Raw genomic sequence first — 17131 nt, 5'->3', positions numbered from 1 at the left:
ACAATTCCATGATCGATATCCGTCCCTTCGCCACGCTCGGCCACGCAGACCACGGCTGGCTCGATGCACGCCATCATTTCAGCTTTGCCAATTATCACGATCCCCAACGCATGGGCTGGGGCGCCATTCGCGTGTGGAACGACGATACGATTGCCGCCCAGAGCGGCTTTCCGCCGCATGGCCACCGCGACATGGAAATCGTCACCTTCGTGCGCACTGGCGCGATCAGTCACCGCGACAGCCTGGGTAATGAAGGCCGTACCGTGGCCGGGGATGTGCAGGTGATGAGCGCGGGTACGGGCATCACCCACGCCGAATTCAATCTCGAGGACGAAGCGACAACGCTGTTCCAGATCTGGATCATGCCGGATCGTGCCGGCGAACAGCCCGGTTGGGGCCAGCGCACGTTCCCCAAGGCAAACCGCGAAGGCGGATTCGAAGTGCTCGCCAGCGGTGCGCCGGAGGCCGACGACGCGCTTGCGATTCGTACCGATGCAAAGGTTGCGGCGGCCACGCTGGAGGCGGGGCAGACGGCGACCTGGGCGACTTCCGGGGAACGTCACCAGTATCTCGTCGCGCCAACCGGCCGCATCAAGGTCAATGGCAAGGAAGCGCAGCCGCGTGATGGCATCGCGGTTACCGGCGAAACAGAGATCGTCGTCGAAGCGCTTGACGCGGCTGAAATCGTCCTGGTCGACGCGCCTTAAGCGCTGGGCGCAAGCTTGCGGAGCGACCGCTCCAGCATGACAAGCTGCCACAAGACTCGGCCGTTGTCCGATCGGCCCGCAATATGGTCGTCCGCGAGGCGTGAGAGCGCCTTGCGGTCGAACCATCCGCTCCCGGTGAGGTATTCGCTCGACGCGGCCGCCCTCGCCTCGCCGGCCAAGGGTCCGCGGAACCACTGGGCGAGCGGTGTGACGAACCCCTGCTTCTGGCGATAGAGAATGTCGTTCGGCAGGTAGCGTTCCATCGTCTGCTTGATCAGCCATTTACCCGTCGTGCCGCGGATACGCTGGCGATGCGGCAGACGTCCGGCAAACTCGATCAGCCTGTGATCCAGCAATGGCTCGCGCGCTTCCAGCCCGACCGCCATGCTGGTGCGATCGGTTTTCGTCAGGATATCGCCCGGCAACCAGAACTTGAGATCGGCATATTGCGCCCGGTCGAGACCGCTGCGCGCAGGAGCATTCTGCATGAGCTTTTCAAACGGTTGTTCCGCGCGATAATCGCCGCGTTCGCGCAGCAGCGCGTCGCCAAAAAGCGCTTGCCGCTGTTCGGGGGCCAGGATCGACAGCGCGCGCGCGTATCCGGCCTCCCCCTGCTGTGCGAGCGAGAGGAACGTCGCCTTCGCGCGCAAGGGACGCGGGGCCCAATCGGCCTTGGGCCAGATCCGCCCCAGCGATCCGAACACCGGTTCGCGCAGGAAACGCGGCAGCACTGCGCGCGCCTGTTCTTCGCGTGCGTGGAAGATCTGGCGGCGATACCCGGCGAACGCTTCGTCCGCGCCATCGCCTGACAGGGCGACTGTGACGTGTTCCCGGGCGAGTTCGCACACGCGCAAGGTCGGCAGCGCGCTCGCATCGGCAAAGGGTTCGTCGAATATGCCCGCGATACGGTCGATCTCGTCAAACTGGTCCGCCGAGACGATCCGTTCGTGATGATCCGTGCCGAACAATTGCGCGACCTTGCGCGCATGATCGGTCTCATCGACGCTGGCGACATCGAACCCGATAGAACAGCTTGTGACGGGGTTGGCGCAGGCCTCGCTCATCAGCGCGACGACGGAGGAACTGTCTACGCCGCCCGACAGAAACGCGCCGAGCGGAACGTCCGCTTCCATGCGGCTGGTGACCCCTTCCCGCATGAGGTGGAGCAGTTCGGCAGACAGGTCTTCTTCGCGGCCCTTCGAACGATGGGCGAAGCTGACGTCCCACCACTGCACAGGTTTCCCGGGTTCGCAGCCGTGATCGAGCAGAAGGAAATGGCCTGCGGGCAGTTTCTCGACGTTCTTCAAGATCGCGCGGTGATCGGGCACATAGCCCCAGGTCATGTAATCCTCGATCGCCAGCGGATCGATTTCGCGGCGCAGCAAGGGGTTCGCCAGCAGGCCTTTCAACTCGCTCGCAAAGGCCAGCGCCCCACCTGGCAGACGCGCCATGTAGAGCGGCTTCACACCAAGCCGGTCGCGGGCGAGGAACAGCTGGCGCTTTTCAAGGTCGTACAGCGCGAAAGCAAACATCCCGTCGAGCTTTTCGAGGCAGCGTGGGCCCCATTTTTGCCACGCGGCGAGGATCGTTTCGGTATCGCCGCCGGTTCGGAATTCCGCCCCGCCCTGCTCCAGTTCGCGGCGCAAGCGGCGGTAATTGTATATTTCCCCGTTGAAGGCGATCATCACCTTACCGTCCGCAGACGGCATCGGCTGCGGCGATCCGGCTAGATCGATGATCGACAGCCGCCGATGACCAAGCCCGATGCCGGGCGCAGTCCACACACCGGACCCGTCAGGGCCGCGATGAGCAAGCGCATCGGTCATGCGTTCGACCCGTTTGGGATCGACCGGCTTGACCGTTTCGTAATGGAATATCCCCGCGATCCCGCACATGGGCCGGACGCCTAGCCGACCCGCGCGAGCGCGGCAAAGACCAAAACGATGAGCAGCGCGATGGCGAGGACGGATGCGTCCCGCATCGTCAAACCTTGCCATCGGACCACGGGCGGAAGATCGGCTGCCTCGTCGGCAGTCCATCCGGCGTCTTCGGGATCGCGCTCGAACCAGCGCCACGCCGCGCCCAGCACAAGCGCGATCACCAGTCCGAAGAAGACCCAGCCATATACGATATGGTCGAAGCTTCCCGCCGCTTCCGCGCCGACATACTGCGCGATGAATATGGTCGCCCATGCGCGCACGCCATTGGCCAGGATAGGCACGAGGATGCAGGCAAGCATCAGCCAGGCGCGTCGGTTCCAGCTCGTGAAACAGGTGTGCGCCACCAGCACACCCAGCGTGACCATCGCGATGAGGAACTTCACGCCCGAACATTCCTCAGCCACGATGAACAGGCCTGCAGGCGTGTCGATGTGGATGCCATCGGCCACCATCGCGACCCCGCTCCAGTGTGTCAGCGTGGTGGCTATGACTGCCGTAACAGTCTGGAGAAAGGGGATTATCTCATCCCCGAATGGAACAAGGAAACCGAGGAACACCAGCGGAAACGCAAGGATCGCTGCCACCTGCAGCCCCAGGATGGCCAGCACCGCCCCCTGAAGCGCCATGATGGCACCGGCTTGCGCGATCAGATTTATGTTTGCGCCATTCCCGCCAATCCAGACCGACAGGCCAAGCGCCATCCACACAAGACCCGGCCACCACCCGGACACGGGTGCTTTGGCGAGCTCCCCTCTCCGGACCCAGATGAGCCAGGCGATGATCGGGGGCAGAAAGAGGATGTGGCCGTAGGTGTCGATGTTCCACCACTGGTGCGCCATCTCGCGCCAATCGCCGATGGTGATCGCGAAGATGCAGGCCCACGTGAAGGCGAGGCGCAACGCCGCGCCGCGCCATGCGCCGGTGCTGCGCTGAGGGATGGCAAGATCAGGCTGCATCGGGGTGCGTCTGGTCTAGAACGATGCGCGAAAGGTCGCGGTATACAGCGTCCCAGCTCATCGTTTCGATAACGAATTGGCGCGCTGCCAGGCCCATCGCGCGGGCGCCGGACGGATCGTCTACAAGCGCCTCGATCCTTGCCAGGAATCGCGCCGGATCGTTTGGCGCAATGGCAAAATGCCGGCCGTCGCGGGCATCGATGCCGGTGGCTGCACCAGGGGTCAGGACGACGGGCTTTGCCATCGCCATGGCCTCCAGAACCTTGTTCTGTACGCCGCGCGCAATCAGCAAGGGGGCCACCACGATATCGGCAGATCGAATGAACGGACGCACGTCGGGGACTTCACCCCAGACGCGCAGGCCGTGTTCGCCGTGCAGCGCTCTCAACCGAGCAGGGGTTGCACGGCCCACGACATGGAACCGCGCGCGCGAAAAGCGTCGGCGCAGCTGCGGCATGATGTTCGCAATGACCCATTCCGCCGCATCGATATTGGGCGCGTAGTCCATCTGGCCGGTGAACACGATCTGCGGGTCTTCACCCCCCTCGATTTCGGGATGGGGTTCGATGCCGGCCGGGTCGAAATAGCCTGCGTCGATACCGTTGCCGAGCGCACGGATATCGGTGCCCGCTGCATCGGCCATTCGTGCACGAAGCAGCGATGCCTCGTTCGCGCTGATCAGCAAGGTCGTATCGGCGCGATGGGCAAGCTGCGCCTCCTCCCGCGAAAGAAGGCGGCCTTCACGCCGGTTGAGCCATCGGCGTTGGCCGGCTTGCGCATAGGCTTCAAACTTGGCGCTATCGACATCGCACAGGTCCACGATCACCCGGCCAGAGAACCCCGACGGAATGTACTGTCCCATCTGACCGGAGAAGACGAAAATGGTGTCGATCGGGTGGTTACCCAGCGTCTTGGCAACGTACTGATGCAGGGCAGCGTGATCGAACGCCGCAATGCTGACAGGCCTGCCGCTGAACAGCCCCTCCAGCCCGGCCAAGGGCAGCGGCTTCGTGCGCTGCACCAGCGCATGGGTCTTGGCGATATGTGCCAGCGCGGGTTTTTCCGCCATGTCAGCGGCAGTTTCACCGAACGTGCCAACATGGACAGGACCAATCGCTGCCAACCCTTTCAGCAGGTGGTGCGAACGGATCTTGTCCCCGCGATCAGGCGGAAACGGCACCCGGTGGGCGAGGAACAGAACTTCGCCCATCCGTCAGCCGAGACCGCGCGCAATCCACGGGCCGATCGCGTTGGCAACGGGCAGCGGCAACGTCTTCCAAAGGGCGATCTTGGCCGAAAAGCTGTCATCGGTCGGGTCAATATTGCGAGGTTGCGTGCCCGGCGCGTTCCAGCCCCAATAGGTGAGCGGTTCCGGTTCGAACCCCCAGTTTTTCTTGAAGGCAAACGGGCCGCTTGCCACCTTCGACCGTCCGAAATCGAACCGTGTGCAGCCGCGCCTGCGGGCGTGGCGCATCAATTCGAAATACATGCATTCGTTTGCCCTGAGCGCCCGCGCGCGGTGGCTTCCCCCGCCCCAGAACGGCATGACCGTTCCGCGGTGGTAGAGCGACAGCACGCTGGCGACAGGCCTACCCTCATGCCGAACCGTCAGGATGTCGGCTTCTCCACCGAACAGGTCCAGCACCGCATCGAACAACCGACGCGCAAAGACCGGTGTGCCAAGGTTGCGAACGCTTTCGGAATAGGCGGCGTAGTGGTTCGCCCGGTCCGCTTCGCTGGAACCGATGGTGATGGAGAGGTCGTTCGCCAGCCCCTTGCGAACTTCGGCTCGGGCCTTGCGCGGGATGGCAAGCAGTTGCGCGTCATCGTCCGGCGCCAGATCGGCGGTGAAATTGGCGTGCTTACCCTCGATGCGGCGCCAATCGTGCGGAGCGGTGCCGCCGCGCAATTCGATAGATGTGGCGGACAGGCGCAAAGCCAGTTCCTGGGCCGCGCGGCAAAGCGCTTCTGCATCAGCGCTGGCCCCGGCGAGCGCCCCTCCACCAACCCCGAAACCGCTGGATACGAGCGCGCGCCCGAACAACGGTGAATGGATATCGGAAACGGGCAGCCAGCCTTCGATACTCCCGGCTCGTTCCAGGACGAGACCGTTAGCCAGATTTCCGGTGCCGCGTTCTACCGCTTGCAGCCAGAGCGGGCGCTGGAAAACGTTGCCGCCCAGCTCCGCAACGAACGCCTCGATCCGGGCAACCTCGTTCGGGTCGTGCAGATCGGGTTGGCGGATCACGCCAGCATGGTTCATGGGCGCATTCACGCGGCCCAGTCCATGCTGCGCGGTTTCTCCAGCGCGGCCAGTTCGTCCATCCGGCCCCACGAAAAATCGCCAAGGAGATCGCCGAGCTTGCTCTCCATCCGCCCCAGGTTCGTATAGTGCCGCAGGCGCGAACGCATCGGCGCATCGGCAACCCGTGGTTGGTCCGGATCAACTTCCCAGGGGTGGAAATAGAACACCGCAGGGCGATGCTCGACACGGTTGACCTGGCGAATGGCCCAACGGCTGAAGCCATACGGCAAGACGCGGAAAAAACCGCCCCCGCCTGCAGCGAGCCGTTTGCCACGAAAAATGGCGGTGGTGACCGGAATTTCGACCAGGTCGCTGCCCGCAACCGGATTGAATGCGAATCGCGGGGCCTCGCGCCAACCGTAGTGGTCGTGGACCACCGGCGCGACGCTGGAGGAATAGGCGTAACCCTGATCGGCCAGGATTTCATGCGCCCAGCGATTGCGCGCATCGATCGAGAAACTCGGCGCCCGATAGCCGGTAACGCGGGCACCGCCCGCGTCTTCCAGGATCTTGCGCGCCTTGGTCAGGTCTTCGGCAAATTGGTCCGGTGTGAATGTGAACACGCGCGTGTGGTCGTAGCCGTGGCTGGCCAGTTCGTGCCCACGCTCGACAATGGCGCGCATGGCAGGTTTGTTGCGTTCAGCCACCCAACCGAGCGTGAAGAACGTGGCCTTGACACCGGCTGCGTCGAAAAGATCGAGGATGCGCGCAACATTGTCCCCCACGCGGAACTGGAGGGAATCCCAGTCCTCGCGGCGGATCGTGTTTTCAAACGCGCCGACCTGGAACCAGTCTTCCACATCGACCGAAAGGCCGTTGACGATACGCTGTTCGGTCATCGCCCCCTCCCGATCAGTCAGGCCGCGGCGCGCGTGGCCTGGGATTCGAAATAATCGATCATCATCGTCAGGACATGGCGCAGCGACTGTTCCTGTTCGTCAAGCCGGCGCTCGATATCGCTCAGGCGCTTGTCGAGATCGGCGGGGACCTCCCCGCCAGTCCGCTGTGGAGCAGCCGCCAGTTTTTCTACCTCTCTGCGGAGTGCGGCCATGTGCTTGTCGCGTTCGGCGAAGGCGCCTTCGATGGCTTCTATCTGGACGTCCAGCAGGCCCTTCTCCCGATCCTGCGATACGGGCGCGGGCTGTGGTGTGGCCCCTTCCCCCCGCGCACGCGCAATGGCGTCCGCTGCGGGAAGATCGCGATCCGGGCGCGGCCTTGCTGGAGCCTCGTGGCTATCGCCATGCGCGCTGTCACCGGACATTTCCTCGATCACCGCATCCAGCATATCGGGTGAGAGCGCAGACGTTTCCTCGACCGCACCCATCAGCAGCAGGCGCGTCATGACCTGGTTCACCTTGCGCGGAATGCCGCCGGTCGCCTTGTGCAGCTTGTTCCACAACCCGCCATCCAGTTCCGGATTGTTGTCCCACCCCACATGGGCGAGGCGGTGCGTGACATAGGGTTCGACTTCCCCCGGCTGCATGGGTTCAAGGTGGTGCGCCGCGATCACGCGCTGGCGCAATTGCTCCAATTCGTCCGATTGCGCCAGCAGGTGTTTGAATTCCGGCTGCCCCAGAAGCAGGGTCTGAAGCAGGGGATGGGATCCCAGCTGGAAATTCGACAACATGCGAAGTTCCTCGAGCGCGCCGATCGACAGGTTCTGCGCCTCGTCGACAATCAGCAGCACCCTGCGCCCGCTACGGGCCTCCTCGTGAAGGAACAGTTCGATCGCGGCCAGCGCGGCGGCCTTGTCACCGCCGGCGACATCGAGGCCAAAACTCCGCGCCGCGACGTGGATCATCTCTTCGCCGTCCAGCGCACTGGTGACCACTTCGCCAACCGTCATCCGCTCTTCGTCGAGCTTCTGCTTGAGATGCGCGACGAGCGTCGATTTGCCCGAACCGACTTCGCCGGTAATGACCACGAACCCTTCGCCCTGGTTCAGGCCATAGCCAAGATAGCTCAGCGCCTTTTTGTGCGTGACGCTCTCGTAATAGAACGCCGGGTCAGGGGTGAGCTGGAAGGGTCGCTCGCTGAAACCGTAAAATTCTTCGTACATCGAAGCGTCCTTATCAGAAATCGTAGCGCAGGCCGAGCAGCGCGGAAGCGGTCACGAATTCGTCCGGCGCCGCTTCGGCATCGAGCATCGAGAGCGCGACCGCGGCCCGTGCGGAAAGGTTGCGCCAGACCTGCTCGGAATAGGAAACGGAACTGCCAAGGGCGAACGCATCGCCAAGGTTGCTTCCGCCGCCGTTGAACCAGTTGGCGTAGGTGTTGAGCGAATAATTGCCACGCGGACCGATCGGGCCGCTCATATTTGCGGACACGAACACGCTTTCGTCCACAATTCCGTCGGCCAGCGCCAGCACGGTGCCCTGCGCGCCGATAAACTTGCGGCGGTCATACCCGGCGCCGATACCGGCGACCGTGCGGCCCATCTGGTGCGTGTAGCTGACAGCGACGCCGCGACCGCGGAAAACGGACGAGCGCACCGAACCCAGAAGCCCGTCGAGACACCCGGCCCCGTCGAGTGAATTGACGCAGCCGGCGACGTCACCCGTCACCGGGTCGCGCGGCACCACGAAATCGGTCGGCAAGGCGGCAAGTGCGTTGTTCAGTCGACCACCAAAGCCCTGCACGCCGTCGTAGACGCCGATGGACAGATTGCTGCGGCGATCGGGCTGCCAGGTGAAACTTCCGTAAAAGGTTTCGCTGTCGTATCGGTGCCCGAAAGTAGCCTGCAATTGTGTGCGGCTGCTGGGGCGCCAGATCACGCCGACATCCCAGATCAGCCCGTCCGCTTCGTAGGCAATCACGCGCGGACTGGCCGGGTCGGTACGATAGCGCCCATCTGTCCCGATGACGGGGTTGCCGTCCGCATCGCGCAGGGCGTCACGGCTGGAAACTTCGACATCCTCGATCCCGGCACCGGCCACCAACGCAACCGTGTGCGACACCGGCACCGTAACGTCGCCGCGCACGTAAACGTCGCGGACCCGCTGATCGAGGTTGGAGATATCTTCCTGGTAGAATCCGGCGCCCACACCGACGCCAACCGGAAGTATCCGGTCTGGGGCGACGCCTGCACGGAAGCTTGCGCTGTGGCTGACGCTGTCGTCGAACACGTCCGCTGCCTGGCCCGACGGCGTGACGAAATCCGGTCCATCCACACGTGTGTAGCCGATGCGGTAATTGGCACTGATCTCGACATCCTCGACCGATGTCTGGAGCGTGGGGCCAGCATAGACCGAATAGGTCTGCGTGGTAACGTCGTTCGAAGCGAACGAAGAGATGGTCGATCGCCCGTTCACGTCGACGCTGGTGCGGTTGGCCAAGGCCCCCGCCTCGACCGTAAGGACGCGCGGAATGACCGTGGCGTAGCCGCGAGCGAGCCCGCTCAGGCTGTCGGTGTCCGCACCGTCTGACTGGTGCGCAAAGTTGCGCTCGTAACGGAGCGAGACAGTCCCGCCGTTGTTGCGCCCGACAATGGCGGCATCCACACCCGCTGCCAGCTGGGTGTAGGTAAGCACGTCACTGTCCGGCGAAATCTGCCAGTTCGCGACCGAATTCGCCTCGATATACGGCTGGACGCTGGTGCGATTGCCACCCCGTCCATTCGTGCCGCTTTCCTCCTCGCCCGAAGACGACCCGGCGTAGTCCTGGGCATGGAGCGGCGCATTGAGCACCAGGCCCATGGCCAGCGTCAACGCCGCTGCGGACTTTAGGGATGTCCTCATGCGCACCGGCCTACTCTCCGTAGCCATAATAGCTGCCGAACTTCCGGCCGCTGGGGCTGAAGGTCGCATCGTTCAGGAGCAGCTTGATGTCGGGACAGGCCGAAAGCAGGTCTATCGCATCCTCCAGCGCAACTCGCCCGGTCATGTCGGCGCGCGCGACGAGCAACGCCTGGCCGGCATGCTTGGCCAGTTCGGCGGCGGGTGTGGCGGCAAGGGCCGGCGGGCTGTCGAAGATCACGATGCGGTTACGCGATCCGCGGGTAAGCCGGTTCAGCACTTCCCACGTCCGTTCGCTCGACAGGTATTCGCTGTCACGCCCGGTCCGTTCCCCGGCAGTCAGAACCCACAGACCCGGAATATCCGTTCCCACGACGAAATCTTCGACATGCGCTCGCGGATCGGCGAGCACGTCCATGAAGCCCTTGCTCGCCTCGAGGCCCAGCTTGCCCATGACCGAAGGCTTTCCGAAATCGGCATCCACCAGAAGCACTTCGAGATCCCGTTCGCCGGCCATCGCCAGCGCAAGGTTGATCGCGCAGAATGTCTTGCCTTCGTTCGGCAGAGGAGAACACACGAGCACACGGCGCGAAATCGCGCTGCCTTCCGCTTTCGCGCTGGCGAGCACCTGGCGTTTTATGATGCGGAATTCTTCCAGCAGAGTGGATGCGCCGCCGTCGGGATCGATCAGGCCCTGATCGCGCAGGTAGGCCCTGGAAACCTCTTGCCGTGCGCCCTTGAACTGGACAGCCGGAACCTCGGCTTCGCGCGCCTGCCGCACCGACGCTTCTTTCGCGGGGGCCGCGCTTGCCACCGCCTGGCCGATAAAGTCGGACTCGCGGCGCTTGGGCGGTTCGGCCGGAGCGTCGGCAACCTTTCGCTGCGGTGCGAATTTCTTCGCCTTGTCGCTTTCAAGCCTGGACGGGACAGCAGCCGGCTTCAGCTTGTCCAACCCGAAGGCACCGCTCGCACGCTCCAGCAGCGAACTGCGCTCGTCCTTGGGGTCCGCGTCAGGCGGCGTCATGTTGGTGGGTTTGTTCACGGACACTGTTCCCCTCAGGCCACCGATCCGACCTGGATCATCTCGACGACAAGCAAGAGCAAGCAAACGCCCGCAAGCGCACCGCTGGCGGCGTAGAACTTCTTCATGCGGGACTTTTCGAACTGCCGCGCCTGAGCGGTCACGACCCGCGAAACAGTGCCGATAACGGGCAAGTCCATCACCCGCTCCAGCTTGTCGGCCGTGGTGAAGCTCGATTTCAGCTGCCCCATGACGAAGGCGGCGCCCGCGCCAATTCCCAGACCGGCCAGCAACACGCCGACCAGCAACAGCGGGCGGTTCGGCGCCGCGGGACGGGTTGGCGCGGTTGGCGGATCGATCACTTCGAACTGGAAGGCGCTGCGTTCGGTTTCCACCTGTCCGCGCAGGCGCATCTCTTCGCGGTTGTTGAGCAGTTCGTCGTATTTTTCCTTGAGCACTTCATAATCGCGGCTGATCCGATTGGCTTCGGCGGCCACGGCAGGCTCGTCCGCCTGCGTTGCCATCAGGCCGGACATATCGGACTGCAAAGCGGCCTTGCGGGCCTGAAGCGCCTGAACATTTGCCTGGCGTTCCGCGCGGATCGACACCAGCGAGGTATAGGCCGGATTGGGCGATCCGCCCGCACCGGATGGTTCGTCCGCCGCCTGCTCGCGCAGGGCGGCGACCTGCCGTTTCTGCGCCTGGATATCGGGGTGGCTGTCGGTCAGGCCGCGTGCGCGCATGGCGGACAGCTGCGCTTGCGCCTGGGCCAGTGCTCCACGCGCACCGCCGCTTTCGCCGGGCATGACGATCGTGCGGGGCGTGCTTGCGATCTGGCCATTGATCGCCGCCAGCGCGCTTTGAGCGGCAGCGATATCGGCATCCACGCCGCGCATCTCGTCGCGCATGCTCTGGAGACGGTTGGTTACGGTGCCTGTCCCGCCGATCAGGTCGGGATGCTGGGCTTCGAAGGAAAGGCGGCGCTGCTCGGCAGCTTCCAGCTCCTTCTTCCGGTCATCCAGCTGCTGGTCGAGGAACACGATCGTGTCGGCCACCTGGCCGCGGTTGCCGGCCACGTTCTCTTCGCGGAAAATGTCGATCAGCTTTTGCACGACGTCCTGTGACAGCGCCGAATTTTCCGCATCGGTCAGGTTCGAATTGCCGATGGTTGCGGTAAGTTCGAAGAGATTGTCCTGCGTGCTCTTGATCTCGACCTTACGAGTAAGGTCTTCGATCGCATTCTGCATTTCGCGCTGCGTATCGACCTTCTCACCGAGCCGCGTCGAGCGCACGACCTTCTCGAGGTTGACCGAACTCGTAAGAGTCTGGCGCACCTTGGTAATGGCCTGTTGGCCTTCGCCGGAAATATCGAGCTGCTTGGACAGGACATCGTCCAGTTCGACGTAAATGCGCGCACGGCTTTCATAGCTGTTGGGGATCAACGCCACCATCAGCCACCCCACGACGCACACTGCCCAGGCCACGCCGAGCGCAAGCCAGCGACGGTTCCAGACCGTGTGCAGCGCGCTGCGAATCTCGTCGAAAACTTCCTGCATACCCCCACAGGTCCCCTAGAAGGTGCTTTCGGGTATGATGATCACATCACCCGGCTGAAGCAGCACGTTGGCCTTGCTGTCCCCCCGCTTCAGAAGGTCGGTAAGGCGCAGCGCGTATTCGCGCTGGCTGCCCGCCTGCTTGTCGAAGCGGATCAGTTTGGCGCGGTTTCCGGCGGCGAATTCGCTCAACCCGCCAACCGCGATCATCGCGTCGAGCACGGTCATGTTCGCACGGTATGGGAGCGAAGCTGGCTGTTCGGTCGCCCCGACAATTCGGATCTGCTGGCTGAACGTGCCCGCAAATTCATTCACGATGACCGAAACCAGCGGATCTTCGATATACTGGCTGAGCTGGAGGCGGATGTCCTCTTCCAGCATTGAAGGCGTCTTGCCCACAGCGGGCATATCCTTGACCAGAGGAATGGTGATGCGCCCGTCGGGACGGACCTGAATTTTCTCGGCCCCCAGTTCCGGGTTGCGCCAGACGTGGATCGTCAGTTCGTCGAGCGGACCGATTATGTATTCTTCCCCCGGGCCTTCCTGCATCGCGACGAACGATGCCGGAGGCAATTCCGGCCCGGTCGTCGTGCAGCCACCCAAAACCATGGATGAAGCTGCGCTGGCGACCAGCAGCGAGGCATTACGGGCAAAGCGCATCAATCGGTTCCCTGTCGTGTAATCGTGCACCAGACACGCACCAACGGCGCACATCCGGTCCCTGTTTGGGAATTCTATTTGCAAAAATAGGTGAACATACCGTTAGTCATAGGCGCCCGTAGTGAAGGAATTGCGGGAATCCCGACGGTTTGTGCCTAGTGTCTCAAATCAGGACTTCGCGTGCCTGACCCTGCCCCAGAAACGCGCTGGGGGACGCGCTCGCCCCATAGGCGCCGGCGCAGAACACGGCGACGAGATCGCCGACGTCGGCCTTGGGAAGATGCGCCTTGTCGGCAAGCCGGTCGAGCGGTGTACACAGGCACCCAACCACGTTCGCCTCTTCCTGCGGCTCGGTGTCGAAACGGGTCGCGATGGCCACCGGGTAATTGCGGCGCACGACTGTCCCGAAATTGCCCGAAGCGGCCAATTGGTGATGCAGCCCCCCATCGGTGACGAGGTAAGTTTCACCATAGCTGTCCTTGCGATCAAGGATGCGGGTGAGATAAACGCCGGCTTCGCCAACGAGATAGCGGCCGAGTTCGATAAACATTTCGGCATCCTGCAACGTATCGGGAAGTGCCGCGAAACGATCTGCGAGGGCCGCCCCGACGGAACCGATGTCCAGAGGCTCATCGCCCGCGAAATACGGGATGCCAAAGCCTCCGCCCATGTTCAGTTTCGGAATCGCCATACCCGCTTCGCCCGCAAGCCGGTGCGCGCAATCGAGCACCTTGCCCTGCATTTCGATCACCGCGTCGGCCGACAGGGCCTGGCTGCCGGTAAAAATATGCAGCCCCCGCCAGTCACAGCCTGCTTCCACGATTTCGCGGGCCAAGGCCGGAACGCGGGCCGCGTCCACACCGAAGGGCTTGGCCCCGCCGCCCATCTTCATGCCCGACCCTTTCAATTCGAAATCGGGGTTCACGCGAATGGCCAGGCGCGGCGTCACGCCCAGGCCTTCAGCAATGGCGAGCGCCCGGCGCGCTTCGTTTTCACTTTCAAGGTTGAGGGTAACGCCTGCCGCGATCGCGGCGTGAAGTTCTGCGTCACGCTTGCCCGGCCCGGCAAAGCTTACCCGCGACAGGTCGAAATCTGCGCTCCGCACCATGTCCAACTCCCCGCCCGACGCGATATCCAGCCCGTCGGCCAAGGTCGAAACCAACTTCAGAACAGGGGCAAAGCTGTTGGCTTTAATTGCATAATTGATCTTGAGACGATCCGGCATTGCAGCGCGCAGATCGGAAAACCGCTGCGCGATCAGATCGCCCGAATGAACGAACAATGGCGTTTCACCGGCTTCGGCGACCAAGTCGGAAACCTTCCGACCTGCGATCGCCAGTTCGCCATCGATCGCGCGGTATCCGGCAGGTATGGGGCCAAGCGGCTTCATGCGCCTATCTCCTGGGCTAAGGCGTTGCGATCGATCTTGCCGTTCGGGTTGAGCGGCATCGCCTTGCGCCAATGAATGACGTGCGGCTGCATGAAGTTGGGAAGTTCGCGCTGCAAGGCTTTCGCCAGCATAGCCTCTCCGTCTTCACCGTCATTTCCAGCCCGCACGACGAGGTGGATTTCATGGCCAAGCCGCGGGTCGGGCACGCCCAACGCAACGGCTTCGGCCACCAACCCGGTCGCCAGGGCCGCGCTTTCGATTTCCTGCGGGCTGATCCTGTTGCCCGCGCTCTTGATCATCGCATCGCGCCGCCCCAAGAAATACAGCAAGCCATCAGCATCGCGCTTCACGCGATCTCCGGACCAGACAGCGGTTCCACCATATTCGGACATAGGCGGCGCGGGCCTGAAGCGCTCGGCGGTCTTCTCCGCATCCTGCCAATACCCCTGCGCCACCAACGGCCCGCAATGCACCAGCTCGCCTTCATGGTCCGGGCCACACAGTTCGCCCTCGTCCCCGATCACTAGAATTTCGGCGAAGGGAATGGCGGTTCCCATCGATGTCGGGTGGCTATCGACCAGCGCAGGGTCGAGAAAGGTCGAACGGAACGCTTCGGTAAGCCCATACATCGGGAAAAGCCGCGCCTTGGGGAACATGGCGCGCAGCTCGCGCACAAGCTCGACGGTGAGCGCCCCACCCGAATTTGTCAGACGCCTCAGCGAAGCGCGCGCGTCATCGGTCCATTCCGCCTCGGTCAGCTGGACCCACAGCGGCGGAACGGCAGCCAGAGTGGTTACGCCGTGTTTCGCACAGGCGCGGGCAACATCGCGCGGGAAAAGGTAGTCGAGCGGGACAACGCAGCCGCCAGCATACCACGTCGACAGCAACTGGCTCTGACCGTAATCGAAACTGAGTGGCAGCACGGCCAGCGTCACATCATCGCGCTCCAGCCCAAGATACGACGCCACCGAAACCGCGCCGAGCCACATGTTCGCATGGCTGAGCATGACCCCCTTGGGCTTGCCCGTCGATCCGCTGGTGTAGAGGATTGCAGCAAGGCCATGGGGATCGTGATCCGACGGCCCGAGGGATGCCCCCAGCTTTTCCGCAAGGTCAAACACCTCGGCCTCGTCGAACAATTCGCATCCGGCGGGCGCGTCACCCGCCTCGAGCGATTGGAGCCGCGCCCGGGTGCCCATCAGCAGCACCGCGCCGCTATCCGCAAGGATATGCGCCACCTGGGCGTGCTTGAGCAGCGGATTGACCGGCACATGGACCAGGCCCGCACGGGCGGCCGCCAAAGGCAGCAGGCAGGTCAGCTCCCCCTTTGCAGCCCAGCTGGCCACTCGCGCACCCTCGTCGGCCTTGCTGGCCAGCCATCCGGCCAACAGGCTCACACGGCTTCTTAAGTCACCATAGGTTAGCGTACCGCCGCGCAGCACCAGCGCAGGCGCCTGTGCATCGCCAATCTCGGTCAGTTGATCGAGCGGGTGCGGCGTGGGATCAGGCATTAACGCTCCGAAGCAAGGAAATACGGGTGGGTATCGCGGTCAGCTATCACGACACGGTTACCAAACTGCAAGGGCTTGAACGCTTTGCACGCGGGCCTTTCGACCGGACGAACTGGTTTGGCCTGCTGTGCAACGCGGCGGACGCGCCCCTTGTCGTGGTTGCCGAGGACGAGACGGAAATGGTCGCCATGCCGCTGATGCAGACACGGCACGGCCTTCACAGCCTCACCAACTGGTTCAGCTTCACCTGGCGCCCGCTTGGCGGCACCGGCCCTGCCCAAAGCAACCTGCTGGAAGCGATCGCAGCCGATTTGCGCGCGCACGCGAACAGGGTGGTGCTGTCCCCCCTTCCCGACGAAGACGGAACCGCATCGCGGCTGGAAACGGCTTTTAGAGAGCGCGGCTGGCTGGTATTTCGCGAAGTTTGTGATGAAAATCATATTCTTCCTGTCCAGAACCGAGATTTTGCCGAATACTGGACAAATCGGCCGGGCAAGATGCGCACCACGCTCAAGCGCAAGGCGAAGAATGTCGACGTCGAGATTTTGACCCGGTTCGACGATTTCGCCTGGCACGATTATCAGGCGGTGTACGCCGAAAGCTGGAAGCCGGAAGAGGAGCGTTCGGACGTTCTCGAACTGTTCGCACGCGCCGAAGGTGAATCCGGACGTATCCGATTGGGCATCGCAAGGGCCGGCGGTGTGCCCGTTGCCGCGCAGTTCTGGACCGTTGATGGCGGCACCGCTTACATCCACAAACTCGCTCACACGCAGTCTGCCAGCAACCTCTCGGCAGGGACGACCCTCAGCGCCGCTCTGTTCGAACATGTCATCGATATCGACAGGGTGGATCTGGTCGACTTTGGCACGGGCACCGATGCCTACAAACGCGACTGGATGGAGGACGTTCGGCTGCGTTATCGCCTCACCTGCCTCAATTGGCGCAAACCAAAGTCATGGCCTGCCATAGTCAAAGCCGTCGCCCGCCGCCTTGCACCGCGCCACGGCCCCCGCTAAGGGCGTCGCCTCCTAGCAGGGGAACGCACGCGATATGACTGCCGATACCGTCACCTTCGAGCCCACCGGGCCGAGCAGGAGCGAAATCGATACCATCATGCGCGCAATCTTGCGGGACGTGCTGGGCCTCGAAGATGATCAGGTCGCAGGATTTGGTCCCGACACCGGCCTTTTCGGCCATCTGCCCGAACTCGATTCCATGGCCGTCGCCGGTCTTCTTACCGAAATGGAAGACCGTCTCGACATCGTGATCGACGATGACGATGTCGATGGCGAAATGCTCGAGACGTTTGGCGGGCTACTCGCCTTTGCCGAGGCAAAGACGGTCGAGGGCTGAG

The 17131-nt window shown here is 63.2% G+C and carries 15 protein-coding genes; 3 read left to right on the top strand and 12 right to left on the bottom strand.

Going from position 1 to position 17131, the window contains the following annotated elements; translation table 11 throughout:
- The first annotated feature begins 8 nt into the window (after nt 1-8).
- Complete coding sequence (locus VR863_RS04735; RefSeq protein ID WP_324827277.1) at nt 9-707, top strand: pirin family protein; 699 nt, start codon at nt 9-11, stop codon at nt 705-707.
- Here the strand turns inward: VR863_RS04735 and VR863_RS04730 are convergent.
- The 12 genes from VR863_RS04730 to VR863_RS04675 all read right to left on the bottom strand — a co-directional run bounded on the left by VR863_RS04730 (nt 704) and on the right by VR863_RS04675 (nt 15777).
- Nucleotides 704-2602 carry an XrtA/PEP-CTERM system amidotransferase gene (locus tag VR863_RS04730; protein ID WP_324827276.1) on the bottom strand — a complete coding sequence of 633 codons (1899 nt, stop codon included), beginning with the start codon at nt 2600-2602 and terminating at the stop codon, nt 704-706. The genes VR863_RS04735 and VR863_RS04730 overlap by 4 nt on opposite strands.
- Nucleotides 2603-2613: 11 nt before the next feature.
- On the bottom strand, nt 2614-3603 hold the full coding sequence (gene xrtA / locus VR863_RS04725; RefSeq protein ID WP_324827275.1) for an exosortase A: 990 nt from the start codon (nt 3601-3603) through the stop codon (nt 2614-2616).
- Nucleotides 3593-4813, bottom strand: a complete 1221-nt coding sequence (locus VR863_RS04720; RefSeq protein ID WP_324827274.1) for a TIGR03087 family PEP-CTERM/XrtA system glycosyltransferase — start codon at nt 4811-4813, stop codon at nt 3593-3595. Before VR863_RS04720 ends, xrtA begins: the two co-directional genes overlap by 11 nt.
- A gap of 3 nt (nt 4814-4816) precedes the next feature.
- Nucleotides 4817-5878 carry a FemAB family XrtA/PEP-CTERM system-associated protein gene (locus VR863_RS04715; protein ID WP_434784962.1) on the bottom strand — a complete coding sequence of 354 codons (1062 nt, stop codon included), beginning with the start codon at nt 5876-5878 and terminating at the stop codon, nt 4817-4819.
- Nucleotides 5875-6747 (bottom strand): XrtA system polysaccharide deacetylase, encoded by an 873-nt coding sequence (locus VR863_RS04710; protein WP_324827272.1) that lies wholly within the window; start codon nt 6745-6747, stop codon nt 5875-5877. The genes VR863_RS04715 and VR863_RS04710 overlap by 4 nt, the downstream gene beginning before the upstream one ends.
- Before the next feature lie 17 nt (nt 6748-6764).
- Nucleotides 6765-7967: an XrtA/PEP-CTERM system-associated ATPase gene (locus VR863_RS04705; protein WP_324827271.1), complete on the bottom strand. Its 1203-nt coding sequence runs from the start codon at nt 7965-7967 to the stop codon at nt 6765-6767.
- Nucleotides 7968-7980: 13 nt separating this feature from the next.
- On the bottom strand, nt 7981-9645 hold the full coding sequence (locus tag VR863_RS04700) for a preprotein translocase subunit YajC (protein WP_324827270.1): 1665 nt from the start codon (nt 9643-9645) through the stop codon (nt 7981-7983).
- 10 nt (nt 9646-9655) lie between these two features.
- Complete coding sequence (locus VR863_RS04695) at nt 9656-10684, bottom strand: P-loop NTPase family protein (RefSeq protein ID WP_434784961.1); 1029 nt, start codon at nt 10682-10684, stop codon at nt 9656-9658.
- Between the two features lie 14 nt (nt 10685-10698).
- Nucleotides 10699-12219: an XrtA system polysaccharide chain length determinant gene (locus VR863_RS04690; protein ID WP_324827268.1), complete on the bottom strand. Its 1521-nt coding sequence runs from the start codon at nt 12217-12219 to the stop codon at nt 10699-10701.
- Between the two features lie 15 nt (nt 12220-12234).
- Complete coding sequence (locus tag VR863_RS04685) at nt 12235-12825, bottom strand: XrtA/PEP-CTERM system exopolysaccharide export protein (RefSeq protein ID WP_434784970.1); 591 nt, start codon at nt 12823-12825, stop codon at nt 12235-12237.
- A gap of 214 nt (nt 12826-13039) precedes the next feature.
- Nucleotides 13040-14266 (bottom strand): pyridoxal-dependent decarboxylase, exosortase A system-associated, encoded by a 1227-nt coding sequence (locus VR863_RS04680; RefSeq protein WP_324827266.1) that lies wholly within the window; start codon nt 14264-14266, stop codon nt 13040-13042.
- Nucleotides 14263-15777 (bottom strand): acyl-CoA ligase (AMP-forming), exosortase A system-associated, encoded by a 1515-nt coding sequence (locus VR863_RS04675; RefSeq protein WP_324827265.1) that lies wholly within the window; start codon nt 15775-15777, stop codon nt 14263-14265. Before VR863_RS04675 ends, VR863_RS04680 begins: the two co-directional genes overlap by 4 nt.
- 26 nt (nt 15778-15803) lie before the next feature.
- On the opposite strand from VR863_RS04675, the gene VR863_RS04670 reads away from it, so the two are divergent.
- On the top strand, nt 15804-16793 hold the full coding sequence (locus tag VR863_RS04670; RefSeq protein WP_324827264.1) for a GNAT family N-acetyltransferase: 990 nt from the start codon (nt 15804-15806) through the stop codon (nt 16791-16793).
- 34 nt (nt 16794-16827) lie between these two features.
- Entirely contained in the window at nt 16828-17130 is a 303-nt protein-coding gene (locus VR863_RS04665) for a phosphopantetheine-binding protein (protein ID WP_324827263.1), read from the top strand.
- The last annotated feature ends 1 nt before the right edge of the window (nt 17131 follow it).

It is taken from the genome of Qipengyuania zhejiangensis (genome assembly GCF_035607565.1).
Lineage (GTDB): Bacteria > Pseudomonadota > Alphaproteobacteria > Sphingomonadales > Sphingomonadaceae > Qipengyuania > Qipengyuania zhejiangensis.
Note: the sequence above shows the minus strand (reverse complement) of the source record. Positions and strands in the feature narration are given on the sequence as shown.